The organism is Nitrospirota bacterium, from assembly GCA_040757595.1.
GTDB lineage: Bacteria > Nitrospirota > Nitrospiria > Nitrospirales > Nitrospiraceae > JBFLWP01.
The window spans coordinates 123,043-146,855 of sequence record JBFLWP010000005.1; the positions used below are offsets into that span (position 1 = coordinate 123,043).

At 66.3% G+C, this 23,813-nt stretch carries 22 protein-coding genes and 2 tRNA genes; 15 read left to right on the forward strand and 9 right to left on the reverse strand.

Going from position 1 to position 23,813, the window contains the following annotated elements:
• The first annotated feature begins 10 nt into the window (after positions 1-10).
• The 5 genes from AB1411_06930 (at position 11) to AB1411_06950 (ending at position 6,182) form a co-directional block, all read left to right on the forward strand.
• Complete coding sequence (locus AB1411_06930; GenBank protein MEW6543331.1) at positions 11-784, forward strand: methyltransferase domain-containing protein; 774 nt, start codon at positions 11-13, stop codon at positions 782-784.
• The gene (locus AB1411_06935; protein ID MEW6543332.1) at positions 781-1,416 is read left to right on the forward strand and encodes a phosphoribosylanthranilate isomerase; all 636 of its coding nucleotides are present in this window, start codon (positions 781-783) and stop codon (positions 1,414-1,416) included. Before AB1411_06930 ends, AB1411_06935 begins: the two co-directional genes overlap by 4 nt.
• Before the next feature lie 55 nt (positions 1,417-1,471).
• Positions 1,472-2,665: a tryptophan synthase subunit beta gene (trpB, locus tag AB1411_06940; protein MEW6543333.1), complete on the forward strand. Its 1,194-nt coding sequence runs from the start codon at positions 1,472-1,474 to the stop codon at positions 2,663-2,665.
• Between the two features lie 78 nt (positions 2,666-2,743).
• A complete protein-coding gene (trpA, locus tag AB1411_06945) occupies positions 2,744-3,583 on the forward strand; it encodes a tryptophan synthase subunit alpha (GenBank protein ID MEW6543334.1) in 840 nt (279 codons plus the stop codon).
• 16 nt (positions 3,584-3,599) lie between these two features.
• The gene (locus tag AB1411_06950) at positions 3,600-6,182 is read left to right on the forward strand and encodes a GAF domain-containing protein (protein ID MEW6543335.1); all 2,583 of its coding nucleotides are present in this window, start codon (positions 3,600-3,602) and stop codon (positions 6,180-6,182) included.
• Between the two features lie 305 nt (positions 6,183-6,487).
• On the opposite strand, the gene AB1411_06955 is transcribed toward AB1411_06950, so the two are convergent.
• The 5 genes from AB1411_06955 to lnt all read right to left on the reverse strand — a co-directional run bounded on the left by AB1411_06955 (position 6,488) and on the right by lnt (position 12,849).
• Complete coding sequence (locus AB1411_06955) at positions 6,488-7,171, reverse strand: ABC transporter ATP-binding protein (protein ID MEW6543336.1); 684 nt, start codon at positions 7,169-7,171, stop codon at positions 6,488-6,490.
• 112 nt (positions 7,172-7,283) lie between these two features.
• Complete coding sequence (locus tag AB1411_06960) at positions 7,284-8,549, reverse strand: lipoprotein-releasing ABC transporter permease subunit (GenBank protein ID MEW6543337.1); 1,266 nt, start codon at positions 8,547-8,549, stop codon at positions 7,284-7,286.
• Between the two features lie 2 nt (positions 8,550-8,551).
• Entirely contained in the window at positions 8,552-10,033 is a 1,482-nt protein-coding gene (gene lysS, locus AB1411_06965; protein MEW6543338.1) for a lysine--tRNA ligase, read from the reverse strand.
• Between the two features lie 35 nt (positions 10,034-10,068).
• Positions 10,069-11,218, reverse strand: a protein-coding gene (gene prfB / locus AB1411_06970; GenBank protein MEW6543339.1) for a peptide chain release factor 2 whose coding sequence is annotated in 2 segments (ribosomal slippage) — positions 10,069-11,160 and positions 11,162-11,218 — 1,149 coding nt in all. Because the reading frame shifts where the segments join, the coding sequence is not laid out codon by codon here.
• Positions 11,219-11,235: 17 nt separating this feature from the next.
• Entirely contained in the window at positions 11,236-12,849 is a 1,614-nt protein-coding gene (gene lnt / locus AB1411_06975; protein ID MEW6543340.1) for an apolipoprotein N-acyltransferase, read from the reverse strand.
• A 144-nt stretch (positions 12,850-12,993) separates the two neighbouring features.
• Between lnt and AB1411_06980 the strand changes: the two genes are divergently transcribed.
• Entirely contained in the window at positions 12,994-13,374 is a 381-nt protein-coding gene (locus AB1411_06980; protein ID MEW6543341.1) for an exosortase system-associated protein, TIGR04073 family, read from the forward strand.
• A 4-nt stretch (positions 13,375-13,378) separates the two neighbouring features.
• On the opposite strand, the gene AB1411_06985 is transcribed toward AB1411_06980, so the two are convergent.
• Entirely contained in the window at positions 13,379-13,525 is a 147-nt protein-coding gene (locus tag AB1411_06985; protein MEW6543342.1) for a hypothetical protein, read from the reverse strand.
• A gap of 178 nt (positions 13,526-13,703) precedes the next feature.
• Between AB1411_06985 and AB1411_06990 the strand changes: the two genes are divergently transcribed.
• The 9 genes from AB1411_06990 (at position 13,704) to AB1411_07030 (ending at position 22,420) form a co-directional block, all read left to right on the forward strand.
• Positions 13,704-13,970 (forward strand): thioredoxin family protein, encoded by a 267-nt coding sequence (locus AB1411_06990; GenBank protein ID MEW6543343.1) that lies wholly within the window; start codon positions 13,704-13,706, stop codon positions 13,968-13,970.
• 104 nt (positions 13,971-14,074) lie between these two features.
• Complete coding sequence (locus AB1411_06995; protein ID MEW6543344.1) at positions 14,075-14,239, forward strand: hypothetical protein; 165 nt, start codon at positions 14,075-14,077, stop codon at positions 14,237-14,239.
• A gap of 111 nt (positions 14,240-14,350) precedes the next feature.
• Complete coding sequence (locus AB1411_07000; GenBank protein ID MEW6543345.1) at positions 14,351-17,575, forward strand: PD-(D/E)XK nuclease family protein; 3,225 nt, start codon at positions 14,351-14,353, stop codon at positions 17,573-17,575.
• A 17-nt stretch (positions 17,576-17,592) separates the two neighbouring features.
• Complete coding sequence (locus tag AB1411_07005) at positions 17,593-20,982, forward strand: UvrD-helicase domain-containing protein (protein MEW6543346.1); 3,390 nt, start codon at positions 17,593-17,595, stop codon at positions 20,980-20,982.
• A gap of 17 nt (positions 20,983-20,999) precedes the next feature.
• A complete protein-coding gene (locus AB1411_07010) occupies positions 21,000-21,416 on the forward strand; it encodes a tetratricopeptide repeat protein (protein MEW6543347.1) in 417 nt (138 codons plus the stop codon).
• 9 nt (positions 21,417-21,425) lie between these two features.
• Positions 21,426-21,812, forward strand: coding sequence for a metallopeptidase family protein (locus AB1411_07015; GenBank protein ID MEW6543348.1), 387 nt, complete (start codon positions 21,426-21,428; stop codon positions 21,810-21,812).
• Positions 21,813-21,816: 4 nt separating this feature from the next.
• Positions 21,817-22,056, forward strand: a complete 240-nt coding sequence (locus AB1411_07020) for a hypothetical protein (protein MEW6543349.1) — start codon at positions 21,817-21,819, stop codon at positions 22,054-22,056.
• A 26-nt stretch (positions 22,057-22,082) separates the two neighbouring features.
• Entirely contained in the window at positions 22,083-22,298 is a 216-nt protein-coding gene (locus AB1411_07025) for a hypothetical protein (protein MEW6543350.1), read from the forward strand.
• A 46-nt stretch (positions 22,299-22,344) separates the two neighbouring features.
• Positions 22,345-22,420, forward strand: a tRNA-Arg gene (locus AB1411_07030).
• 18 nt (positions 22,421-22,438) lie between these two features.
• Here AB1411_07030 and AB1411_07035 read toward each other — a convergent pair.
• From AB1411_07035 to AB1411_07045, 3 genes are all read right to left on the reverse strand, one after another.
• Positions 22,439-22,837, reverse strand: a complete 399-nt coding sequence (locus AB1411_07035; GenBank protein MEW6543351.1) for a cupredoxin domain-containing protein — start codon at positions 22,835-22,837, stop codon at positions 22,439-22,441.
• Between the two features lie 259 nt (positions 22,838-23,096).
• Positions 23,097-23,190, reverse strand: a tRNA-Ser gene (locus tag AB1411_07040).
• A gap of 237 nt (positions 23,191-23,427) precedes the next feature.
• Positions 23,428-23,799 (reverse strand): DUF2294 domain-containing protein, encoded by a 372-nt coding sequence (locus tag AB1411_07045; protein ID MEW6543352.1) that lies wholly within the window; start codon positions 23,797-23,799, stop codon positions 23,428-23,430.
• Positions 23,800-23,813: the final 14 nt, after the last annotated feature.

The window sequence follows — 23,813 nt, forward strand, 5'->3', positions numbered from 1 at the left end:
AGGCAAGAGGGTGGACAGGAGAGAGACCTACACGCCCGGGTACAGCGACATCGCCGTCCGGTACATGCAGCGGCGGTATGCGGCCCGGGACGCCGCGTTCCTGCTCCCGTGTCTCAAGCCGGGGATGAGGCTGCTCGATTGCGGCTGCGGACCGGGCACGATCACGGTCGGGCTGGCCGAGGCGGTCGCGCCTGGCGAGGTGGTGGGAGTGGACATCGAGGAGAGTCAACTCGCCGCAGCCAGGCAAGTGGCCAAGGCCAAGGGGCTGGGCAACCTCCGGTTCGAAACAGCCAGCGTCTACAAGCTGCCCTTTCCGGACCGGTCCTTCGACGCGGTCCATTCCCACGCCCTCTTCGAGCATCTGGGCGACCCTCTGGCTGCCGCAAAGGAATTGCGCCGGGTCTTGAAGCCCGGCGGCATCGTCGGGATCGCCACCCCAGATTGGAGCGGGAACCTCATGGCGCCCAGGGATCCGGCCATGGAAAAGGCGATCGAGGCCTACCGGCAGCTCCAGCGGAAGAACGGCGGCAATCCGTTCATGGGGAGGGAGCTCGGCAAGCTGCTGAAGGAAGCTGGCTTTGCCCGGATCAGCCTGTCCGCCATGTATGATTGTTACGAGACGATGGAGGCGATCACCGAGCTGCTCGCCCAGCGGCTGGAGGCCGAGCGGAGCCGGGTGCCGGACGTGGAGCGACACTGTCGGGCCATGAGGGAATGGGCGAAGCAGCCGGACGCCCTGTTCGCCCAGAGCTTCGTGGAGGCCATCGGCTACGCGGACTCATGAGCGTCGTCAAGGTCAAGATCTGCGGGATCACGAACCGGGAGGACGCAAGGGCCGCGGTTGAGGCTGGCGCCGATGCCCTGGGGTTCATTTTCCATCGGGAGAGCCCCCGGTACGTGGAAGCCGATGTCGTCTGCCGGATCGTGGCCGGGCTGCCGCCATTCGTCCTGCCGGTCGGGGTCTTCGTGAACGAGGACCTCAAGAAGGTTCGCGACCTCATGGATGGTTGCGGGCTGGCCCTGGCCCAGTTGCACGGAGAGGAGACCTCGGCCTACTGCGAATCCCTGGGCCGGCCGGTCATGAAGGGCCTGAGACTTCGCGACCGGGGGAGCCTGCTCGCTCTCGCGGAATACAAGGGCCGCGCGCTTGTCCGGGCCTTCGTCGTGGACGCCTTCTCCCAGGCCGCCTACGGGGGGACCGGGCAGGTGGCTGACTGGAACCTGGCCGCGGAAGTTGCGCGGAGCGCGCCGGTCCTGCTGGCCGGCGGACTCACCGCTCAGAACGTAGGAGAGGCGATCAGGCAAGTCCGGCCCTACGGGGTGGACGTGAGCAGCGGGGTGGAGGCCAGCCCGGGCAGGAAGGATCCGGCCAGGATCGCGGCGTTCATCCAGGCGGTAAAACTTGCGTCCACCTGACCGCGGGTCTATACTGCGCCTACACTTTCAGGCCTTTTTCTAAGGTATCCTCCCGATGCACGCCTTGCCGGACAATCGAGGCCGTTTCGGCCAGTACGGCGGTCGCTACGTGCCCGAAACGCTCATGCCGGCCCTCCTGGAGCTGGAGGAGGCCTACCTCGCCACCCGTCGGGACCGGAAATTCCAAGCCGAGCTGGCCCATTACCTGAAACTCTACGTCGGCCGGCCCACGCCCCTCTATTTCGCCGAGCGGCTGACCAGGCGTCTGGGCGGCGCGAAGATCTACCTGAAGCGGGAGGACCTCTGCCACACCGGCGCCCACAAGATCAACAACACGATCGGGCAGGGGCTCCTGACCAGGCGGATGCACAAGGAGCGCGTGATCGCCGAGACCGGCGCCGGCCAGCACGGGGTCGCCGTGGCCACCGTGGCGGCCCTGTTCGGCCTGACCTGCGAAGTCTACATGGGCACGGAGGACATGCAGCGGCAGGCGCTGAACGTCTTCCGGATGCGGCTGCTCGGCGCGACCGTGACCGGCGTGGACGCGGGGAGCCGCACGCTCAAAGACGCGATCAGCGAAGCCATGCGCGACTGGACCACGAACGTCCGCACGACCCACTACATCCTCGGGTCCGTCCTGGGCGCCCATCCCTATCCGATGATGATCCGCGACTTCCAATCCGTGATCGGGAAGGAGGCCCGGATGCAGATCCTGGCCGCCGAGGGCCGGCTGCCGGACTATCTCGTCGCCTGCGTCGGGGGCGGGAGCAACTCGATCGGGCTGTTTTATCCTTTCCTCAAGGACCGGCGCGTGAAGATGGTCGGGGTGGAGGCGGGCGGGACGGGGATCGAGAGCGGGAAACACGCGGCCCGGTTCGCCACGGGCCGGCCCGGAGTCCTGCAGGGCACCATGACCTACCTGTTGCAGGACGACGACGGGCAGATCAACCTGACCCATTCCGTCTCGGCCGGGCTGGACTATGCGGCGGTGGGACCGGAGCACAGCTTCTATCGGGACGCCGGCCGCATCCAGTACACCTGGGCGACCGACGAGGAGGCGCTGGCGGCCTTCGACCTGCTGGCCAGGGAGGAGGGGATCGTGCCGGCGCTGGAGAGCGCCCACGCGGTGGCGGAAGCCGTCAAGCTGGCGCCCAGGCTCAGGAAGAGTCAGGTCGTCATCGTGAACCTCTCCGGCCGCGGCGACAAGGACGTGCAGCAGGTGGCCCGCATTCGCGGCGTCACCCTATAAGGACGTGACAGGTGACACGTGACAGGTGTAAAGCAAAAAAAATCTACGCCCCGTGACTCCCAGAACTCGTCACGCGTCGTGGATCACGCGTCACGTGAGCCGAACCGCTTAGAGAAAAAGTTCGGCGAACTGCGGGCCAAGGGCGAGAAGGCCCTGATCGCCTACGTCATGGCGGGCGATCCGTCGCTCCAGGAGACGGAGACGCTCGTCCTGGCGCTGGAGCAGGCCGGGGCGGACATCATCGAGCTGGGCGTGCCCTTCTCCGATCCGATCGCCGACGGGCCGGTGATCCAGAAGGCCGCCGAGCGGGCGTTGCGCGGCGGCGCCTCGCTGCGCCGGATCCTGGAGACGGTGGCGGGGCTCCGCTCCCGAACCCAGGTCCCGCTGGTCCTCATGGCCTACTACAACACGATTCGCGCCATGGGAGAAGCCGCGTTCTGCCAGAAAGCGGCCGAAGCCGGCGTGGACGGGCTCGTCGTGCCGGACATGCCGCCGGAGGAGGCGGGCGAGTTGGAGCCGGCCGCCTCCCGGACCGGACTTCGTCTCGTCTTTCTGCTGGCTCCGACCAGCACGGCGGCCCGCCGGACCCTGGTGGCCCGCCGGTCGAAGGGCTTCGTCTATTACGTCTCGCTGACCGGCATCACCGGCGCCAAGCTTACCGACGTGGAGGACGTCCGGCGGAACGTGGAGAAGATCCGGAAGGTGAGCGGGGTGCCGATCGCGGTCGGGTTCGGGATCGCCACCCCGCAGGATGCGGCGCGGGTCGCCGGCATTGCCGACGGCGTCATCGTGGGCAGCGCGATCGTGCGGCAGATCGGCGACCATCAGCACGACCCAGGGCTGCCCGGTCGGGTCGGCGACTTCGTGCGGACGCTCAAGGCCGCCGTTGCCGCCTCGCCGTCGCCCGCCGGCGCCTAGGAGCAGGAGCAGCCCGATGGCAGCACCCAAGCGGGCGTCCCCGAAGCGAGCGAACGGTCGGAACGGGCCCGTCGAGGGGCGCCGCGCCAGACCTCCCGTCTCGGTTTCCGCGAAGCCACGCGCCGGCTCCGGGGCCTCTGCGTCCGTCGCGCTTCCCCAAGACACTCTTCCCCAGGTCCCCCAGCAGCTTCGGGAACAGCTCCTCGAAACCATCAGCGCGTCGGTCGAAAGCGGCCGCTCGCCGGAAGAGGTCGCCTCGGCCTGCCTGCGCGTGCTGCTCGAGCTGAGCGAGGCCCAGGGGGCGGCGGTCTATCTCCGGGACGAGGTGACCAAGGAGATGCGCTGCGTCGCCGTCCAGGGGGAGCCGGTCGGGAGCAACGAGGACGAACGGGTCAGGCTGATCCGGCAGGTCATGCAGGACGGCCGGGTGACGACCGAGGGGGACATCCTGGTCTGTCCGCTGAGCCGTGCCCAGCACCTCGAAGGGGTGCTGCTCGTAGCGGGCCTGCCGGTCGAAAAGCGGAGCGGGAACGGGGTCGGGGACCTGATGGACTTCGTCGCCGCCCGGCTGGCGGTCGGGCTGGACCACAGCCGGCTGGCGCAGAAGTACGCGCAGAAGATCGTCCGGATCAGGCATTTGGAGGAGGTCAGCGAGATCCTCAACTCCTCGATGGACGCGCAGGAGGCGCTCCTGCGGGCGGTGACCGCGGCCATCAATCTGGTCGAGGCGGAGGCCGGGGCCCTGTTGCTGGTGGACGAAAGGACCGGGGCCCTCACCTTTGCCGCAGCCGTGGGGGAGAAGGGCGAGCTGCTGAAGAACGTCAGGCTCAAGCCGGGCGAGGGCATCGCCGGGCTCGTGACCAAGTCCGGCCAGCCGCTCCTCGTCAACGACGCCCAGCGCGACCCTCGGGTGGCCCACGAGGTGGACAGGCGAACCGGCTTCGTCACCAGAACGCTGCTGGCCGTGCCGGTGCTGGCCCACAGCAAGACACTGGGCGTGCTGGAGGCGGTCAACAAGCGGGGCGGCCGGCCCTTCAGCAACTGGGACCTGATCGAATTCGCCAGCCTGGCCAACCAGGTGGGGATCGCGCTCGAGAATTCCCGGCTGTTCCGCAAGCACCAGGAAAAGATCGCGAGGCTGCAGACGCTGCAGGAGATCAGCGGGCTGCTCAACTCCACGCTCAACCAGGCGGAGATTCGCAAGCGCGCGATCGAGGCCGCGACGATCCTGATGGAGGCCGAGGCCGGCTCCATGCTGTTGCTGGACGAGAAGGCCAACGAACTCTATTTCGAAGTCGCGCTGGGCGAGAAGGGCGAGGGGGTGCGCCAGATCCGCCTGAAGGTGGGGCAGGGCATCGCCGGGCACGTTGCGCAGACCGGTCGGCCGGAGATCATCAACGACTGTTACAGCGATCCGCGCTTCAACCGCGAGGCGGACAAGAAAAGCGGCTTCAGAACCAGGAACATGGTTTGCGTGCCGGTCAAGGCGCGAGACAAGCTGCTCGGGGTCCTGCAGGCCATCAACAAGAAGGACGCCGGCCTGTTCAGCGAGGAGGACCTGCAAATCTTCGTCAGCTTGGGGCACCAGGTCGGCATCGCGATCGAGAACGCGAACCTGTACGCGGAGATCAGCAACCTGTTCGAGGGGTTCATCTCCGCGAGCGTGCTCGCGATTGAAAGCCGGGACCCGACCACCAGCGGTCACAGCGGGCGCGTGGCGACCCTGACCTGCGGGCTCGCCGAGATGGTGGACCGGCTCGATCACGGTCCCTACGCCGGGGTCACCTTCGACTACGACCAGATGAAGGAGCTGCGGTACGCGGCCGTCCTGCACGATTTCGGCAAGGTCGGCGTGCGCGAGCACGTGCTGGTCAAGGCGGACAAGCTGATGCCCGGCGACCTCGCGCTGTTGAAGTCCCGCTTCGACTACATCAAGCGGACGCTCGAGGTGCAGGCGCTGAAGTGGAAGGTGGAGATCCTGATGTCAGGGGATCGCAACGCCACCGCCGCCATGCTGGCCGAGGTGGACGAGGACCTGGCCCGGCAGATCGCCGAGACGGACGGGATCCTGGAGTTCCTCCTGAAGTGCAACAAGCCGACGGTCCTGCCCCAGGGAGGGTTCGAGCGGCTCCACGACATCGCCCACATGAGCTACAACTACTTCGGCGAGCCGCGGCCCTACCTGAACCCGCAGGAGGTGATCACGCTCTCGATTCCCAGGGGGAGCCTCACAGCGGAGGAGCGGCTCGAGATCGAGAGCCACGTGACCCACACCTACCGGTTCCTCTCCACGATTCCCTGGACCAAGTCCTTGAAGAACGTGCCGCTCATCGCCTACGGCCACCATGAGAAGCTCGACGGGAGCGGCTATCCGCGGCAGGTCCCCGGCGACGTCATCCCGGTCCAGACTCGGATGATGACGATCAGCGACATCTACGATGCCCTGACCGCCGCCGACCGGCCCTACAAGGCGGCCGTGCCGATCGCCAAGGCCCTGGACATCCTGCAGGACGAAGTCAAGCATGGCAAGGTGGATGCCGACCTCCTGCAGGTCTTCGTCGAGAGTAAGGTCTACCTCCGCGTCCACCACTCCTCCTGAAGTTCCCGCTCCGTCCCGCACGTTCCGCGTGAGAACCGGGGGCGCGTTCAGGCCCGCGTGCGACGCCGTCCGCTGTTCAGAAGGTCGCGTCCAGCGAGAACGAGGCGAGCCCCTGGCGGAAACGGAAGTCGTAGCCGGCGCCGATGTCGAGGGAAAATGCACCGACTTTCGGTCCGAATCCCGCGGTCGGCATGACGACGGATTTGAGGAGAGTCTTGTCCTGCGAAGGTGCGGAAGAAGGCCCGGCGGTCAAGTCGGCGGAAGCGTCCTAATGCCCGCAAGCGGAAACGAATTGGCGGAAGGCGCTACCGGCCGGCGATTTGGCCGTCCTCCATGTGGAGGATGCGGTCGGCTTGGGCGGAGAGCTTGTCGTTGTGGGTGACGATGACGAAGGTGATGCCGCGCTCGCGGTTCAGCTTGTGCAGGAGCCCGAAGAGCGCCTCGCCCGTGTGGGTGTCCAGGTTCCCGGTCGGCTCGTCGGCCAGCACGAGATCCGGCCGCTGCATCAGCGCGCGGGCCACCGCCACCCGCTGCTGTTCCCCGCCGGACAGCTCCCCGGGCTTGTGGTGCAGACGATGCTCCAGACCGACGTCCTTGAGCAGCGCCGTGGCGTCGGCCAGCGCCTGCGCCCGGGACTGGTTCTGGATGAAGGCGGGCAGGACCGCATTCTCCAGCGCGGTGAATTCCGGCAGCAGGTGGTGGAACTGGAAGACGAAGCCGACCCGGCGATTGCGGAACGCAGCCTGCTCGTCATCCGACAGGCGGAACAGGTTCTGCCCCTCGAACAGGACGGTGCCGCTGGTCGGGCGGTCCAGGGTCCCGATGATCTGAAGCAGGGTGCTCTTGCCGGCTCCGGAGGCCCCGACGATCGCCAGCATTTCGCCGCGCGCGATGTCGAAGCGGACGCCGCGCAGGGCCGTGACTTCTTGCCCCCCCATCGGAAAGGACTTGCGCAGGTCCACGACCTGGACCATGGGCTTATCGGTCATGGCGTGAAAGGGGAAACGTAAAACGTGAGACGCGAGACGTGAAAAATGGCAGATCGTCTTACGTTCGTTGCGTTGCGATTCACTGTTTGTCCTTCACCGTTCACGGGTCCGGTCACTCGTAACGGAGGGCGGCGGCCGGATCCAGCTTGGCCGCCTGCCAGGACGGGTAGAGGGTGGCGGCGAAGCTGATCAGGACGGCCGAGAACGAGACCAGGAAGACGTCGAGGGCCGTCACGTGGACCGGAATGCGGGAGATGTAATAGACCGTCGGATCGAAGGTCCAGTAGTTCTGGATCAGCCAGAGGAAGGTGTAGCCGAGCGGGATGCCGATGACGGTGCCGGTGAGCCCGATCACGAGCCCGTTCAGCATGAAGATGCGCATGATGGCCCGCCTGGTGGCACCCATGGCCTTAAGGATCGCGATCTCGCGCTGCTTCTCGGTCACGATCATGGTCAGCGTGCTGACGATGTTGAAGGAGGCCACGACCGTGATGAGGACCAGCAGGAGGAACATCATGGTCTTCTCCAGCTTGAGGGCCGAGAAGAGGTTCCGGTTCAACTGCATCCAGTCCCGCGCCCAGTAGGGGAAGCCGAGGGTCGCCTCGATGTCCTTGGCGATCTGGGCCGCCTGGAAGATGTCGCCGACCTTCACTTCGATCCCCGTCACGGTATTGCCCATGTTGAAAAACTTCTGGGCTTCCGGGATCGAGATGTAGGCCAGGGACGAGTCGTACTCGTACATCCCGGATTCGAACACCGCCACGACCTTGAACGTGCGGATCTTGGGCGTCATGGCCAGGGTGCCGATCGCGCTAGACGGCCCGACCGGGGAGACGACGTTGAGCTGGTCGCCGACGAAGGCACCCAGCCGGAGCGAGAGCTCCTTGCCGAGCACGATGCCGGGATGCGCCGGTTCGGGCTGCGTTCCCGGCTCTCCGCCGGCCTGCGGGGCCAGATCGGCCAGCCGGCCGCTCCGGATGTTCTTCGCCAGTTCGGTGACCCGCGCCTCCCGCTCCGGATCGATGCCCCGCAGCACGATCCCCTGCACGGCGGACTGGGAGGTGAGGAGCACCTGCCGGAAAACGAACGGGGTGGCGGCCATGACGCGCGGGACCTGCTCCACGCGCGTCACGAGCTGGTCGTAGTCGGGGATGCCCTCGCGCGTCCGGTCGTGGATCACGATGTGGGAAGTCGTGCCCAGGATCTTGGCCTGCAGGTCCTCCTTGAAGCCGGTCATGATGCCGAGCGTGCCGATCAGCGCGGCGACCCCGAGCGTGATGCCGGCCACGGAGACGACGGTGTTGAGCGAGATCGTGCGATGGCGGCGCTTGGCCCGCAAGTAACGGAGGCCGACGAAGATCTCGTAGGGCAGCGGCACCGTCACCTCTCCGGACGCAGGTGGGGGAACAGGATCACGTCGCGGATGGACGCCTGGTTCGTGAACAGCATGACGAGCCGGTCAATGCCGATCCCTTCGCCCGCGGTCGGCGGCATGCCGTATTCGAGCGCGCGCAGGAAGTCCTCGTCCAGGTGGTGGGCCTCCTCGTCGCCGGCGGCGCGCTGCGCCGCCTGGGTCTCGAACCGGCGACGCTGGTCGAGCGGATCGTTCAACTCGGAGAAGGCGTTGGCGATCTCCCGTCCGGAGATGTACAGCTCGAACCGGTCCGTGAGGGACGGGTCCGAGTCCTTCCGTCGGGCGAGCGGCGAGAGCTCGATCGGATAGTCGGTGATGAACGTCGGCTGGATCAATTGCGGCTCGACGGTCTCCTCGAAGATCTCGTTCAGGATCGCCGCCAGCTCGGCCGTTCCGTCCACCTCCACGCCGAGCTTCTTGGCCACGGCCAGCGCGGCCTGGCGGTCGCGCAGCACCGACTCGTCCAGCTTGTTGACCTCCAGGATCGCCTGGCGATAGGACCAGCGCCGCCAGGGAGAAGCCAGGTTGATCTCCCGGCCCTGATACTCGACCGTTGTGCTGCCGATCACCTCGCGCGCCAGCCGCGAGACGAGCTCCTCGGTCAGCGCCATGAGATCGGTGTAGTCCGCATAGGCGACGTAGAACTCCAGCATCGTGAACTCGGGGTTGTGGATGGTGGAGATGCCCTCGTTCCGGAAGTTGCGGTTGATCTCGAACACGCGGGGAAAGCCGCCCACGATGAGCCGCTTGAGGTACAGCTCCGGCGCGATCCGGAGGTACAGGTCCACGTCGAGCGCGTTGTGATGGGTGACGAAAGGCCGGGCCGTCGCGCCGCCCGGGATCGGCTGCATCATCGGGGTCTCCACCTCCAGAAACCCCTTCTCGACGAGGAAGGAGCGGATGCCGGCGATGATCCGGCTCCTGGCGGAGAAGATCTCCTGCACCGACGGGTTGGCGATCAGGTCCACGTACCGCTGGCGGTAGCGGGTCTCCACGTCCGTCAGCCCGTGCCACTTCTCCGGCAGGGGGCGGAGCGCTTTGCTGAGGAAGGTCAGCTCCCGCACCTCGACCGTGAGCTCGTTCGTCTTGGTCCGGAACAACGCACCGCTCACGCCGATCCAATCGCCCAAGTCCAGCTCCTCGCAGATCCTGAAGCCCCGCTCGGAGAGCAGGTCCTTCTTGAGATAGACCTGGAGCCGGTCCGCTCCGTCCTGGAGGACCGCGAAGGCCGCCTTGCCGAACCGGCGCAGGGCCACGATGCGACCGGCCAATTGGCAAGGGACCTTCTCCTGATCGAGGGCTTCCTTGGGCTTCTCTCCGTGGAGCCGGAGCAGGTCTCCGGCCCGGTCCTTCACCTCGAACCGGGTCCCGTGGGGCTGGACGCCGAGGCTGCGGAGCGTCTCCAGCTTCTTGATGCGCTGCTGCCGCTGGTCGTTCAGTTCATCCATACGCTTCGCACAGGTACGAGGCGCGAGGTTCGAGGCTAGAGGGCTTTTCCCGTGGTTTCTTTTCCCGTGCCCCGCGCCCCGCGCCCCGCGCCCATCTGTCTTTTGAGATATGCTTCGATGAACTCGTCCAGCTCGCCGTCCATGACCGAACCGATGTCGCCCACCTCGTGATCCGTCCGGTGGTCCTTGACCATCTGGTAGGGCTGGAACACGTAGGAGCGGATCTGGCTGCCGAAGCCGATCTCCTTCTTCTCGCCCACGATGGACTGGAACTGGGCCTCCTTCTTCTGCTGCTCCAGCTCGTACAGACGGGCCTTCAGGATCTTCATGGCGCCGTTCCGATTCTGAAGCTGCGACCGCTCGTTCTGGCACTGGACCACGATCCCGGTCGGCAGGTGCGTGATGCGGATGGCGGTCTCCACCTTGTTCACGTTCTGCCCGCCGGCCCCCCCGGAGCGGAAGGTGTCGATCCTCAGGTCCTTCTCGTCAACGACGATGTCCACGTCCTCCGCGAGCTCGGGATACACGAAGACCGAGGCGAAAGACGTGTGGCGCCGCTTGTTCGCGTCGAACGGCGAGATCCGGACCAGACGGTGCACGCCGGCCTCGGCTTTCAGGTAGCCGTAGCTGTAAGGACCAGTGATGGACAAGGTCGCGCTCTTGACGCCGGCCTCGTCGCCCGGCTGCAGGTCCAGGGTCTCCACCTTGAAACCCTTGCGCTCGGCCCACCGGACGTACATCCGCAGGAGCATCTGGGCCCAGTCCTGGGACTCGGTGCCGCCGGCGCCTGGATGGATGGCGAGGATCGCGTTGCTCGGGTCGTGCTCGCCGGAGAGAAGCAGCTCGACGCGAAGCTGGTGGACCGACGTTTCGAACCGGCCCAGCTCGGCGGTCAGCTCGGCTTCCAGCGCCGCATCCTGGCCCTCCTCGGCCAGCTCCAGCATGGCCCGGAGATCCCCGTGCTGACGTTCGATCTCGGACCAGCGGCGGATTTCCCGCTCGAGGGAGGCCTTTTTCCGGCTGACGCGGGCGGCGGCCTGCGGGTTCTTCCAGAAGTCGGGCTGCCCGGTTTCCCGTTCCAGATCCTGGAGCTCCGAATTCAAGCGGGGGAGGTCAAAGATGCCCCCGCAGCTCGCTGACCTGTTCTCCGATCGTCTTCAACCTGGCGCGCAATTCGTCGAGCATGATTTCTCCACTCGCCTCTAGCCCCTCGCCCCTTGCCCCCGTCGCCGCGAAGCGGCGACGGCTAAAAGTCCGGTGATTATAGCACAGGCGTACGCAAAGGCATCACCGTACCTGGTGTAGAAGGTCACGGTCTGGTCCAGCGGGATTCGGCCGGTGACCGCCGCCTCCTCGAAGATCGGCGTCGCCTGGATGATGCGTCCCTGCGGGTCGATGAACCCGGAGACGCCGGTGTTGGCGGCTCGGGCGAAGGCCCGGCGGTTCTCCACGGCCCGGAGCACGACCATGCCGAAATGCTGGTACGGGGCTGCGGAGCGGCCGAACCAGGCGTCGTTGGTGATCGTCACCATGAACTCGGCGCCGCGCTCGGCGAACTCGCGCACGAGGTTGGGAAAGATGACCTCGTAGCAGATTACGACCCCGAACTTCGGGACCGGGCCGCGGGCCTGACCCGGTTGGTGGGCTTCCCGGCCCGGGGCTTCCAGAATCGTGGCGACGGTCCCCGCCTCGAAGTCTCCGATCCCCTCGACCAGCTTGTCGAGGAAGAACAAAACGGAGGAGTGCAGGGGAATGTACTCGCCGAACGGGACGAGATGCTGTTTGTCGTAGCGGCCGAGGATCGTCCCGTCCGTCGCATGGAGGAAGGCGCTGTTCAGAAGAAAGATCCGGCCGTCCCGATGGTACCGCAAGGCCGGGCTGCCGAAGAGGAGCGGAGCGCCCTGTGCGCGCACGAGCGAGGCGACCTCCTCCCTGTACCGGGGCTCCCGTTCGAAGAGAAACGGGGTGGCCGCCTCCGGCCAGACGATCAGGTCGCTCCCTGCGGCAGCCTGCCGGGTGAGGCGGGCGTAGCGGTCCAGCGTCTCGCGGCGGTAGGCCTCGTCCCACTTGTGGGCCTGGTCAATGTTGGCCTGGACCAGGCCGATGCCGACGGTGCGGTCCGATGATGCCGGCTGGCCCGCAAGCCTGTCCTGGCCGTACCAGACCGTCACGGCCAGTCCGGCGACCGCCGCCGCCGGCACGATCCAGGGGAAGGGATGGGCAGCCTGGCCTCGGAGTCGCCCGGCGAGCCAGACGGCCGCGTCGGCCAGTGCGACGTTCGCGAGGACGAGCAGGAACGAGATCCCGTAGACTCCCGTGTGGTCCGCGATCTGGATCACGGGAAGCCACCGATACTGGGAGTAGCCCAGCAGCGCCCAGGGCAGCCCGGAGAGCAGGTGCGTGCGGAGGAGCTCCAACGCAACCCAGAGGAAAGGGGCGCCGAGGAGCGCCAGGTGAGGCAGCGAGCGACGCAACCAGGCGAGCCCCCAGGCATAGACCGCCACGTACAGGCCGAGATAGGTGGCCAGCAACAGCATGACCGCGTAACTGATCGCCACCGGCACCTTGCCGTAGAGGTGCATGGCCGTCACGACCCAGGCCATGATGCCGACCGAGCCGACCGTCCCGGCCAGCCAGCCGAGCCAGAACGAGCGGCGGGGACCGGTTTCGGGAAAGGCGAGCAGGGCCAGGTGGAGCGGAAGCAGGACGAGCCAGGCCAGCCAGCCGAGATCGAAGTCCGGAAAGCAGAGCGGAGAGAGGAGGCCGGTGAGGGCTGCAAGGGCGAGCTGGAGCTTGGTCATACGAGGCTGGGGCATCGGCGGCGTACCTTATCGGAACCGGTGCGGGAGTTGCAAGGCTGGCGGTTTTGTGATCGTTCGGCTATGCTAGCACCCGGCTTTCAGCGACCAGCGATCAGCTTGTGGGGGAAGGTGAGCGCTAAAGTCTGGAGATTCGGTCTCGTGCTCTGGGTTGTCCTGCTGGGCAGCGGTCAGGCGTGGGCGGAAGAGGAGTCCGTTCCGCTGGGGATCGCGACCAAGCTCGCGCGGGGGGCCGCCAACTTCGCGACCGGCTGGGCGGAGCTTCCCAAGCAGATCTACGTCGTGGGACGGAACGAGGGCTGGCTGGCCGGCACGCTCCGCGGCCCGGTCGACGGACTCGGGATGTTCGTCGCCCGCACCGTGGCCGGCATGTACGAGGTGCTGACGTTCCCCATCCCGATCCCGGCCCGCTACCAGCCGATGATCAAGCCGGACTTCGTCTGGGAGGCGGAGCCGGTCGAGGGCAAGGCGACCCAGGTCGGGGCGGCCGGGCAGGAGCCCGCGACCGGAGCCGCGCCATAGCCTCTTAGCGTTTGAGCAGCAGCAGGACGCCGGCGGCGATCGCCAGGACGGGCAGAATGATGGTGCTGAACGGAATCGGGATGCCGATCAAACTGATGAGCCCCGATGCGATGAGCCAGATGCCGAGCAGGAGCGTGCCGAGGTTCTTCATCGCGACCTCCAGTGTAAGGCGGTGAGGGGCGGCGCCGGCGAGGGAGCGGCCGGTTGGCTAGGTATAGGCTTCTACATTCGTATTGTCAAACAGTCGGCCAAGGCCCGGGTCTGGCCGATCTTGTTTGCCTCTTTGGCGCGATGGTATGATCCGATCATCCCCCTGAAGGAGCGGAACGATGCCGAACGTGACCTTGCTCTACTCACGGACCTGCGGGGCCTGTCCGTCGGCCAAGAGTCTGTGGAAAGAGCTCCGGGTGAAATACAGCTTCAACTATCGTGAAGTGGACATCGGCTCCCCGGACGGGCAGGAACTCGCCGAGCGGCATTCGATCCGTGCGGTCCCGGCGACGCTCATCGACGGCCGGCTGACCTTCATCGGCGTGCCCAGCCGCCAGAGCGCCGAGAAGGCGCTGCAACTCAAGATGCGGCCGCGCGACACATAAGTGAAACGCCGCTCGTGAGGCGGCCTCGTGGAGCGTGAAGCGTCCGAATCCGAAAAGAGCCATGCTTCGCGAACGACGCTTCGCGAGCAACGAGAGACGATCCCATGTCCCCCGACGACGATCTCGATATCGAGCTTCCGCTGCTGCCCGCCGTTGACAAGGGCCCGCCGCCTGACTGTCCCCTCTGCGGGGAGCCCATGTCGTTCGTGGACGGAGACTGGGCCTGCGTAGACTGCAACGGCGAGGTCCTGGGGCCGGAGACGGGTTAGCGGTGGGTGATTGGTGATGAGTGATGGGTGAGTGAGCCGGTGTGGACAGAGATCGAGTAGTTTCCTGTCTCTTACCCGTCACGCGTCACCGATCACTTATCACGGTGTCTGATGCTCCGGATCGTCACCGGGCCTTTCCAGCCTGACCTCGAACAGGCGCTCGCCGAAGAAATCGGGCAGTTTAAGCGCGACGACCCCTTCGCATCCCTCGCCGTCGTCGTTCCGTCTTCGTTGCTCCTGACTCGCCTCCGCGATCTCCTCGTCCTCGAACGTCGTCAGCCGCTCCTGAACGTCCACTTCCTGACCTTTCACCAGTTGGCCCTCCGCCTGTACGAAGAGCGGAGCCTGCGCGACGGGGGACGCGGCGTCTCCCGGCTTGAGGTCGTCCCGGATTTTTTCTTCGAGCAGTTGCTGGGCCACGTCGCCCGTCGCGGTCTGGACGGGACGGAGGCGCTCCGTCTCGCCGAGTTGGGGCCGGGGGCCTGGGCGGTCCTCTGGACGACCTTGCGGGACCTCAAGGACGCGATGGTGGATCCGGGCATCGCTATGCGCGGGGTGGGGGAAGGCCTGTTCGATACCGAGGAGGCTCCCAAGCTCCGGGCCCTGTTCACGCTCGACGCGGCTTTGAGGGAGGCGAGCCGCTCCTTGGGGGTCGGATCGGTTGACGATCTGGCCGCGGCCGTGACGCCCTGGGTGCCGGAATCCCGGTTCCTCGCCCGGTTCCGGCGCCTCTGTTACTACGGGTTCTACGACTTGACCCAGGTCCAGCTCTCGCTGTTCCAGACCGTCGCGGAAGCCGCGCCGGTGACGCTCTACTTCCCCCCGTGCGAGGGGGAGGCTTTTGTCTTCGCCAGGCGGTTCTACGATCGGCACGTCCAGCCGCTCGTTCGCTCCTCCGAACAGGTCCGTCGGTTGCCCGCCATGACGGCAACGGCCTGGCCTCCGGTACGGATCATGAGCGCCGTAGGGGCGGAGGACGAGTTGGCGCTCGCCTGCAAGGAGATTCTCACGCTGGTCGAGACGCACGGGTACCGGTTCGGCCAGATCGGCCTGGTGGCCAGGACCCTGGAGCCCTACCGGACGGCTCTCCGACGGTCGTTCGACCAGCACCGGATTCCTTTTACGACCACCGCGACGTGTCCGGCGATCCAGGAGCCGGCGGTCAAGGTGCTCCTGCAGTTGGCGGCCTTGCCGCTCGCCGGGTTCTATCGGTCGGCCGTGATGGATGTCTTGACGTCGCCTTTCTATCGAATGGAGGAGCGGGAAAAGAGACGAGGCTTCGTCCGGCCGGACCTTTGGAGGCTCGCGGTCCAGGCGCTGGGCATCACGCGCGGCGAGGAGGAGTGGCGCCGGCTGGCGTCGGCCGGGCGGATCGAGGTCTGGCCTGGAGCGGAGGACGAGCCCGAAGAGGAGCAGGGGAGGCCCGTCACGGTCGAGGCGCCCCATCTGCGTCTGCTCTGGCAGCTCGTCTCTCGGATGATCGAGGACTGCCGAGCCTTGCCCGCGGAAGGCGGGTTCGGCGACTTGACCGACGCCTTCATGGCCCTGGCGTCCAAGCATCTGACCGTTCCCGGATTCGACGGGGAGTCGGGGGTGGGAGAGGAGGAAGAAGAGCGGCTGGCGCCGCTCGGCTCCGTGATCCGCGACGCCTTGGCGCGGCTGCGGCAACTGGACCGGATCGGCGGGACGGTCACGTGGGAGGAGTGGGTGCGTCTGCTCGCGCGGACCATCGAGCAGGCGACCGTCACGGTCGGGTCCGAGAACCACGAGGGCGTGTTTGTGCTGGACGCCATGGCGGCGCGGGGCCTGCCGTTCCGGGCCCTGTTCCTGCTGGGGATGAACGAAAAGGTCTTTCCGCGCTTCATTCGCGAGGACGCCTTTCTCCGTGACCGGTCCCGTCTGGTGCTGGACGCGACCCTGGGCTACAAAATCGACCAGAAGCTGGCCGGATACGACGAAGAGCAACTCCTGTTCGCCCTTCTTCGGCAAGCGGCCTCCGACCGGCTCTACCTGCTCTACCAGCGAGCCGACGCGGAGGGCCGCCCGCTTGCCGTCTCGCCGTACCTGGATCCGTTTCAACTTCACCGAGCGGAAGGAGCGGAGTCCGAGCTGCGCCTGCCCCGGCGGTTGGCCGATCGTACGGCGCTGCCACAGTGGTCGCCGGCGCTCCTCACCCGCGAGGAATTGGCTCAGTGGCTGATCCTGAAGGGCGACGATCCGTCCAGGCTGCTGGAGACGATGGGGAGGGAGGGTCTCCTGTTCCGGAAGGGGCGAGAAGTCTTGGATGCCCTCGAAGGCGACGCGTCCGGGCTCGGACCTCATGACGGCCTCGTGGGCCGGCTCGATGCGTACTGGGAGCAGGTGATGGACAGGGGGCTGGCGCCGACTCCGCTGGAGCAGTACGCCCGCTGCCCGTTCCAGTATTGGGCCAGCCAGGTGCTCCGGCTCGAGCCGGCGCGGGAACAGCCGGGCGGCGAGCTCCCGCCCCGCGTGCTGGGGGAGCTCTGCCACGACTCGCTGCGAATCTGCTATCAACGGCTTTCGGCGACTGGCTGGCCGCAGGAGCCCCTTGCTTCGGACCCCGCTCGCGCGCTGGCTGCCTCGGCTGTGGAGCGGGCGTTTACGGCCTATGCGGCCGAACACGGCACCGGCTACGCGCTGCTCTGGCAACTGGCGCAAGACACAGTCGTCGGGTTGGTCCTGGCCGCGATCCAAGCGGACCAGGAAGAGGCTCGCTCCAGCGGATTCAGGCCGGTGGGGTTCGAGGTGGAAGGAGAGGGCCGGATTGAAGGGCTCGCGGCTCGCGGACCGCTCAAGATCCGCGGTCGGTTCGACCGGGTTGACCAGCGGCTCGTCCCCCCGGGGCTCAGGATCGTGGACTACAAGTATAAGCAGAGTCGTAAAATGAAGCCGGAAGACCGGGACCTGCTGGCGGCGGCCGTTCGCGGCTATCGCCTGCAGCCGCCCCTCTATACGCTCATGACCGTACCGGGGCAGGATCGAGCCGGAACCGCCGGCTCGGCCCGGCCGGAGCTCGTCGAGTTCATTTACCTGACACCCAGGCGAGAAACGCCGGTGGATCGTCGTTCGTTCGAGGCGGGAGCCTGGGACGGACCGGCCGGAAATCAGCTCAAGCGATCATTGAAGAATATAGCAGAAGGCATTGAGAAAGGATCGTTTTTCATCGTTCCAGATGGCTATTGCGATCACTGTGACTTCTCCGCTGCCTGCCGCCGTTTCCACGGGCCGACCTGGATGCGGGCCTACCGAGCCGATCCGGCCAGAGCCTTGCGTCAGCTTCGCAAGCAGAAGGTGGCGAAGAACGGTGACCAGTGACGGGTGACGAGTGGCGAATGACGAGTCACGAGAGAACGATTCCTGACGCCCAGGCCCGCCATCTCGCCGCGACGACATTCGATCGCAACGTCGTCGTAGTGGCTGGCGCCGGGACCGGCAAGACCACCTTGCTCGTGAACCGGCTCGTCCATCTGCTGATGCGCGAGCCTCGTCCGGCCCCCATCACCCAGGTGGTCGCGCTGACGTTTACGAACAAGGCAGCCACCGAGATGAAGGTGCGGCTCCGCGAGCGGCTGATGAGGCTCCTGACGCCAGACGGGGGCGAGGGGCAAGGGGGAGACCCGGGCGCCGTGAACGTGGCCGAGCTGCAGGAACGGTACGGCCTTTCTGCCGACCGGATCGCGGAGCGGGCCGGCGCGGCGCTCCGTGAATTGGAGAAGGCCCAGATCGGGACGTTGCACAGTTTCGCCGCCCACCTGCTGCGCCTCTATCCGATCGAAGGTGGGGTAGACCCCAACTTCCAGGAGGACGACGGACTCCGGTTCCAGGAGCACTTTTCGGCTCAGTGGGACCTGTGGCTGGACCGGGAGCTGGGCACTCAAGGCTCCGACCACGCCATTTGGCGCCGGGTGCTCGGATGGGTCGGGCTCGACCAGATTCGTGGTCTGGCTGAAGCCCTGTGCAGCGAACTGGTCCCGTTGGACGAGCTGGCCGAGCAGGTCCGCGACAGGCGGCTCACGCCGCCGATCCGCGCCTGGGTCTCGCACAAGCTGGCCCGAGCCACGGCGCTCCTGACCGCCCACGACCGTCCCAAGCCGCGCAAGGCCGAGTCCATGTTGGCTGCCGCACGGGACTTGTTCTCGCTGGTGCTGGAGGAGGGGATGGAGTGGGGCGAAAGGCTGGAGGCCGAGGCCAGGGATTGGCTGGAAAAGGAACTCGGATCCAGCCCGGCCGGGTGGAGCGAAGATGACTTTGCGGAATTGGACGGATTGATCGGGATCGCCCGCCGGCTTCTGGACGTGAATCACGGGTTGATGGGTGACCTGCTCTCGCTGCTCCTGCCGTTCGTCCGGCTGGTGCGCGTGCGGTTCCTGGCCGAGGGATGGATCTCCTTCGACGGCCTGCTCGCCCGGGCCCGAGCCCTGTTGCGCGACCATCCGACCGTCAGGGAGCGGCTGAAGGAGGAGTACCAGGCCGTGCTGGTGGACGAATTCCAGGACACCGATCCGGTGCAGTACGAAATCGTCCTCTACCTCTCGGAGCGTCCGGGCCGCTGCGCGTCCGCCTGGCGCGAGGTGGACCTGGCTCCGGGCAAGCTCTTCATCGTCGGCGATCCGAAGCAGTCCATCTACGCCTTCCGCCGCGCCGACATCGAGGCCTTCGAGCAGGTGGTGAACAAGATCGAGACGGCGGGCGGAGCCGTGTACCGCTTGGTCACCAACTTCCGCAGTCACGGGAAAGTCCTGGCGGTGGTCAACGGCGTCTTCGACCGCTTGCTCCGCTACAGGGAGAACGTCCAGCCGGAAAACGTGCCGCTGGCCGTGCGGCCGGACCGACGGGACATGACGGCTCATCCGGGCGTGGAGCTGCGACTGCTGCAGGCCAAGCCGGACGAGCAGGAGGAGTTCGACGCCGCGGCGGCGACCAGGCACGAGGCCGATGCGCTGGCTCGGTGGCTGAAGGAGGAACTGCTGGGACGCGAGACCCTGCTCGGCGCCAAGGGCCGGCCCGCGCCGCTCCAACCGGGGCACGTGGCGATCCTGTTCAGGAAGCTGACCCAGGCGCAGGACTATCTCGATGCGCTCCGCCGGCACGGCATTCCCTACGTGACCGACGGGGAGAAACATTTTTACCGACGGCAGGAGGTGATTGACCTGGTGAACCTGCTGCGCGTCGTGGAGAATCCGCATGACACGGTGGCGCTGGTCGGCCTGCTCCGGTCCCCTCTGGGCGGCCTGACCGATCGGGAGGTCTACGAGCTCTCCCGGAGGGAGGCGCTGGACTGCCGACTGGCCGCGCGATTGGCTGGCTGGGACAGTCCAGGTGCCGAGGCCGTGCGCCGGCTCTATGGCCGGCTGGAGGCCCTGTCGCGGACCCTGCCCCTCCGGTCTTTGCCGGAGGCGCTGGATCTCCTCTTCACGGAGCTCCCGGTGCTCGAGCTGGCGGCTGCATCGCTCCATGGAGAGCAGGCCGTGGCGAACCTGGCCAAGGTCCGCCAGATGGCGATCGAGCTGGCTGACCGGCCCCACCTGACCCTGACCGGGTTCGTTGATCTCATGATCTCCCGGCTGTCGGAGCAGCCGGAGGAGGCGGAAAGCGCGCTGGCCGAGGAGTCGCTGGAGGCGGTGCGCGTGCTCACCATTCACAAGGCCAAAGGCCTCGAGTTCCCCGTGGTGATCCTTCCCGGGCTCCATCATGGGGGCAACGTGGGACGGGACGGGCCTCCGGTCTCCCACGATTGGACGACCGGCCTGTTCGGATTGGCCGTCGGGGAACGGTGCAGCCTGGGCGCCGTCCTGGTCGGCGAGAAGCTCCGGGCTCGGGAGGAGGCGGAACGACGCCGGGTCTTCTACGTGGGCATGACGAGGGCGAAAGAGCGGCTCATCCTCTCCGGCGGCCTCCCGAAGCGTCCCACGCGAGGGTCGCTCCTGACCCTGCTCCGGGAAGCCGTTGACGGCGAGGTGGGTCAGGCTGGTCAGCAGACGGTCACGGTTGGACCGGCTTCCCTGCCGCAGACCGTGACGACGGCGCCTGGTCGGATTCCGCGGGGCCGGAAGCGGTTGAGACCGAGCCGCCGCACGGCTGGCCTGTGGACAGAGGTGGCCGGACTGTGGGAGAAGCGGGACCGAGCCTGGGTTGAAGCCCGCGAGACTCCCCGGCACCTGAGCCCATCCCGGCTCGTGCAGGAGCGAGAGGGGGAACCCCGACGGACAGGATCGGCTCCCGGCGGAGCGGAGGCGGCCCGTCTGATCGGGGTGTTGGCCCACCGAGTGCTGGAGGAATGGGACTTTGCGGCGGACCCCGGCCGGCTGAGCCATCTCGTGCGGGCTGTCGTCCGGCGGAGCAGCCAGCCGGGGCGGACGGACGACCTCGCGCGGCTCGAAGGCGAGCTGCAGACGTTGCTGGCGGCCTTTGCCGCGTCCGAGCCCTATGCCGAGCTGAAACGGGCTGAAATCCTGGCCCGCGAGGTGCCGTTTTGCATCCCGTGGGGTGAGGGCGGGCAGGTGATGGAGGGGGTCATGGATCTGGTCTACCGTCTTGACGGAAGGGTCTGGATCGCCGACTATAAAACCGACCGGGTCGAGCCGGACGAGCTGGCCGACCGCGCGGCCCGCTATGGTCCCCAGGCGGCGGTCTATCGGGCAGCCGTGGCTCGCTGCCTCGGGCTCGCGGACGTGGGCTTTCAGTTCATCTTTCTGCGGAACGGGGTCGCGGTACAAGTCTGAATCGGTGGAGGACGCTTATGCACAAGACACTGGTCATGCTGTTGCTCGGATTACTGGCGAGCGGGTGCGCGTCTGGCGGGATGTCTTCGGCCCAGACGCGGACGCTCAAGGCTCCCGCCGGGACGCAGGCGAAGGCCGCCGCATCGGTGGAGGAGGGGAACCGGTTCTTCGCGGCAAGCCAGTGGGAACAGGCCAAGACACAGTATGAGGCGGCCATCGCCGCACAACCGACGTTGGCGGAAGCCCACTACGACTTGGCGCTCACGCTCGAAATGTTGGGCGACGCGAAGGCGGCCCGCAAACATTACATCGAAGCGGCCAATCTCGCGCCCGGCCACAAGGTCATCTGGAGCTCGCCGCCGCTCCGCAAACACGACGTTCCGGGCGGCCCCTTCAAGCAGAAAGATTCCTTTTTGGACGCCAAGCCTCAATGATCGAGTCCCATGACGCGACGGCGCCGGACATTGGTGCTCAGCGCAGAGGAGTTTTCGAAGCTCGTGCAACAGGCTGTAGACGGGCTGCCGGAGGAGTATGCGCGGCTGCTCAAGAACGTGGCCGTGATGGTGGAGGAGGAGCCGCCGCGTGACGTGCTCGACGATCTGGGGCTCGAATCCGAAGACGATCTCTTGGGCCTCTACACGGGCACTGCGGTGGACGAGGAATCCTTTTTCTCGCCGGGGGGACAACTGCCGGCCCGCATCTCGATCTACCGGGGGCCGATCTTGAGGATCTGCCGCACGCCAGCCGAAGTGGTGCAGGAAGTCCGGGACACGGTCGTGCACGAGATCGGGCACCATTTCGGGCTGGACGACGACGAGATGCCCTATTGAGAGGATGCTGAAGGATGATCGGGGAGAGAAAACCATGAGTCGCGGAGCGAGATGTCTTTTAACCGTGGTCGGTTGTGTCACCGTCCTCTCCGGATGTTCCAGCTTTCCGACGATCTCGCATCTGCACGAAAAGGACGGCGAGCTCGCCTATGAAGAGTGTAAGGTCACCATCCTCAATACCGTCTTGCTCGGGCCGATTGCCTGGACAGAGGACTGTCAGGACAAGACCGTGAAGCTCAGGTGAGGGATCGGACCATGAGGCATCGCGGCATGATCTTCCTCGATCTGCTGGCGTTGGCAGCTTCGCTGGCGGGCTGTACGACGTTTGGCGTGACCGATCTCGTGAGAGTGAGGGAGGGGGAAATTCATTTTCGCGAATGTCAGATGACGGTCTGGACCGCCGTCGTCGCAACAGGCTATCACGTGCATGATTGTGAGGACAAGTTCTTCCGCTACGCGCCTCGTCCTTCCGTGGCCCGTCCTTGACGGGCCAGCTTCCCGCCCTGTATAACGGGCGAGCCTTCAGCCGCGCGCGCCCGTAGCTCAATGGATAGAGCATCAGACTACGGATCTGAGGGTTGGGGGTTCAAGTCCCTCCGGGCGCGCCACCTCCCTCTCGCTCCGCCTCAGGTTTTTGAGGATTCCACGATCAGCGTGCCGGTCATGCCGCCGTGGCCGCGGACCTTGCACCGGAACAGGTAGGTGCCGGCCGGTGCCAGGACGGCGACGTCGGCCGATCGGCCCGGCCGCACCAGGATGCGGCCCGTCGCGCGGGCGGTGCCGCTGTCGTCGGCCAGGATGCGGACCTGGGGGTCGGTGAGGAGCGGACTGGCGAACTCGTGCGGCTCGCGGCCTTCGTTCGTCAACGTCAGGCGGAACGGGGAGGCGGCGCTGAGGCGAATCTCGGCTGGGACGAAACGATGGTCTTGGGCGGTGATGCGGGCCGTCTGCTCCCGGACGTTGCAGGCGGTCGCTATGACCAGATGGCACAGGGCAAGCGAAGAAAGGAGGGATTTTCGCAGCACTAATCCCGCCCTCTGACTGGATACTAAACCTCGTTACGCGTCACCCATCACGCATCACGGACTTTTTGGCGGAGAGGGCGGGCATTTGAAGTCGCGCTCACAGTTTCAGCTCGCGCTCCTACTGAGGGGGCCAGCCCCCTCGTAAGCTCCCCACGCGGGGGAGCCTCTCCCCCGCGCCCCCCTGTTCAAATCCCGCCCTCTTGTGTGGCTGTTTCCTATCCGACAGCTACCGGCTGCCAGGCTCTGCGCAGTTGATGGATGGCGGAGAGGGCGGGATTTGAACCCGCGACAGAGCTTTTAGGCCCTGTGACGGTTTAGCAAACCGTTGCCTTCGGCCACTCGGCCACCTCTCCCCCGAGCTTGCTTGGCGGGCATTTTCAATCTATATGCCCGCTACACACCACCAGTAAATTACTCTTGCTTGGCCGGTCTGTTCCGAATGACATGCCGGCTATATGCCGTTTCCCGAAAGCGAGACGCATCCAAGTAACTTTCTTCTTATATCACGGTTAAATCAAGGACGGAAGCGCAGATTATGCCAACCCCGGTTTTACTGCCGCTTGAATTACTACGAGGACGGGGACGAGCGTTTACTTGAACCGGGCCTCCAGGTCTTCCTCCAGCGTGAAGACGATGACGCGCTCGCCGATCTGGGCATCGACGTCCGTGTACAGGGCGGTGACTTTCGTGCCGGTCATCTCCGCCATCTCCTCGCACAGTCGCTCTCTGCCCTGCGCGATCAGATTTTGTCTCAGCCGCTTCACCATCTCGATCCCGTCCGCGGTCTTGGCCAACTGTCGCTCGGCTGGGGTGAGAACCCCGCGCAACCGAACGAGGACGATGTCGCGGACGATGAAAGCCCGAACGTCCTCGGGTCCGCGCCCCATGAAGTCCTGCTCGAACTTGATCACCGCGTTGCGGATCGCGGCTTCCACCTCGCCCTTGGTACGGCTGTTCTTCATGGGTCCTCTGCTCG

What these genes read in the sequence shown, in the direction of transcription:
- AB1411_07000 (MEW6543345.1), top strand. Translation starts at nt 14,351, where the DNA reads ATGCTCCGGATCGTCACCGGGCCTTTCCAGCCTGACCTCGAACAGGCG.
- AB1411_07005 (MEW6543346.1), top strand. Translation starts at nt 17,593, where the DNA reads ATGACGAGTCACGAGAGAACGATTCCTGACGCCCAGGCCCGCCATCTC.
- AB1411_06935 (MEW6543332.1), top strand. Translation starts at nt 781, where the DNA reads ATGAGCGTCGTCAAGGTCAAGATCTGCGGGATCACGAACCGGGAGGAC.
- trpB (MEW6543333.1), top strand. Translation starts at nt 1,472, where the DNA reads ATGCACGCCTTGCCGGACAATCGAGGCCGTTTCGGCCAGTACGGCGGT.
- AB1411_06985 (MEW6543342.1), bottom strand. Translation starts at nt 13,525, where the DNA reads ATGAAGAACCTCGGCACGCTCCTGCTCGGCATCTGGCTCATCGCATCG.
- AB1411_06990 (MEW6543343.1), top strand. Translation starts at nt 13,704, where the DNA reads ATGCCGAACGTGACCTTGCTCTACTCACGGACCTGCGGGGCCTGTCCG.
- AB1411_07010 (MEW6543347.1), top strand. Translation starts at nt 21,000, where the DNA reads ATGCACAAGACACTGGTCATGCTGTTGCTCGGATTACTGGCGAGCGGG.
- AB1411_06995 (MEW6543344.1), top strand. Translation starts at nt 14,075, where the DNA reads ATGTCCCCCGACGACGATCTCGATATCGAGCTTCCGCTGCTGCCCGCC.
- AB1411_06955 (MEW6543336.1), bottom strand. Translation starts at nt 7,171, where the DNA reads ATGACCGATAAGCCCATGGTCCAGGTCGTGGACCTGCGCAAGTCCTTT.
- AB1411_07020 (MEW6543349.1), top strand. Translation starts at nt 21,817, where the DNA reads ATGCTGAAGGATGATCGGGGAGAGAAAACCATGAGTCGCGGAGCGAGA.
- AB1411_06950 (MEW6543335.1), top strand. Translation starts at nt 3,600, where the DNA reads ATGGCAGCACCCAAGCGGGCGTCCCCGAAGCGAGCGAACGGTCGGAAC.
- AB1411_07015 (MEW6543348.1), top strand. Translation starts at nt 21,426, where the DNA reads ATGACGCGACGGCGCCGGACATTGGTGCTCAGCGCAGAGGAGTTTTCG.
- lysS (MEW6543338.1), bottom strand. Translation starts at nt 10,033, where the DNA reads ATGGATGAACTGAACGACCAGCGGCAGCAGCGCATCAAGAAGCTGGAG.
- AB1411_07025 (MEW6543350.1), top strand. Translation starts at nt 22,083, where the DNA reads ATGATCTTCCTCGATCTGCTGGCGTTGGCAGCTTCGCTGGCGGGCTGT.
- lnt (MEW6543340.1), bottom strand. Translation starts at nt 12,849, where the DNA reads ATGCCCCAGCCTCGTATGACCAAGCTCCAGCTCGCCCTTGCAGCCCTC.
- AB1411_07045 (MEW6543352.1), bottom strand. Translation starts at nt 23,799, where the DNA reads ATGAAGAACAGCCGTACCAAGGGCGAGGTGGAAGCCGCGATCCGCAAC.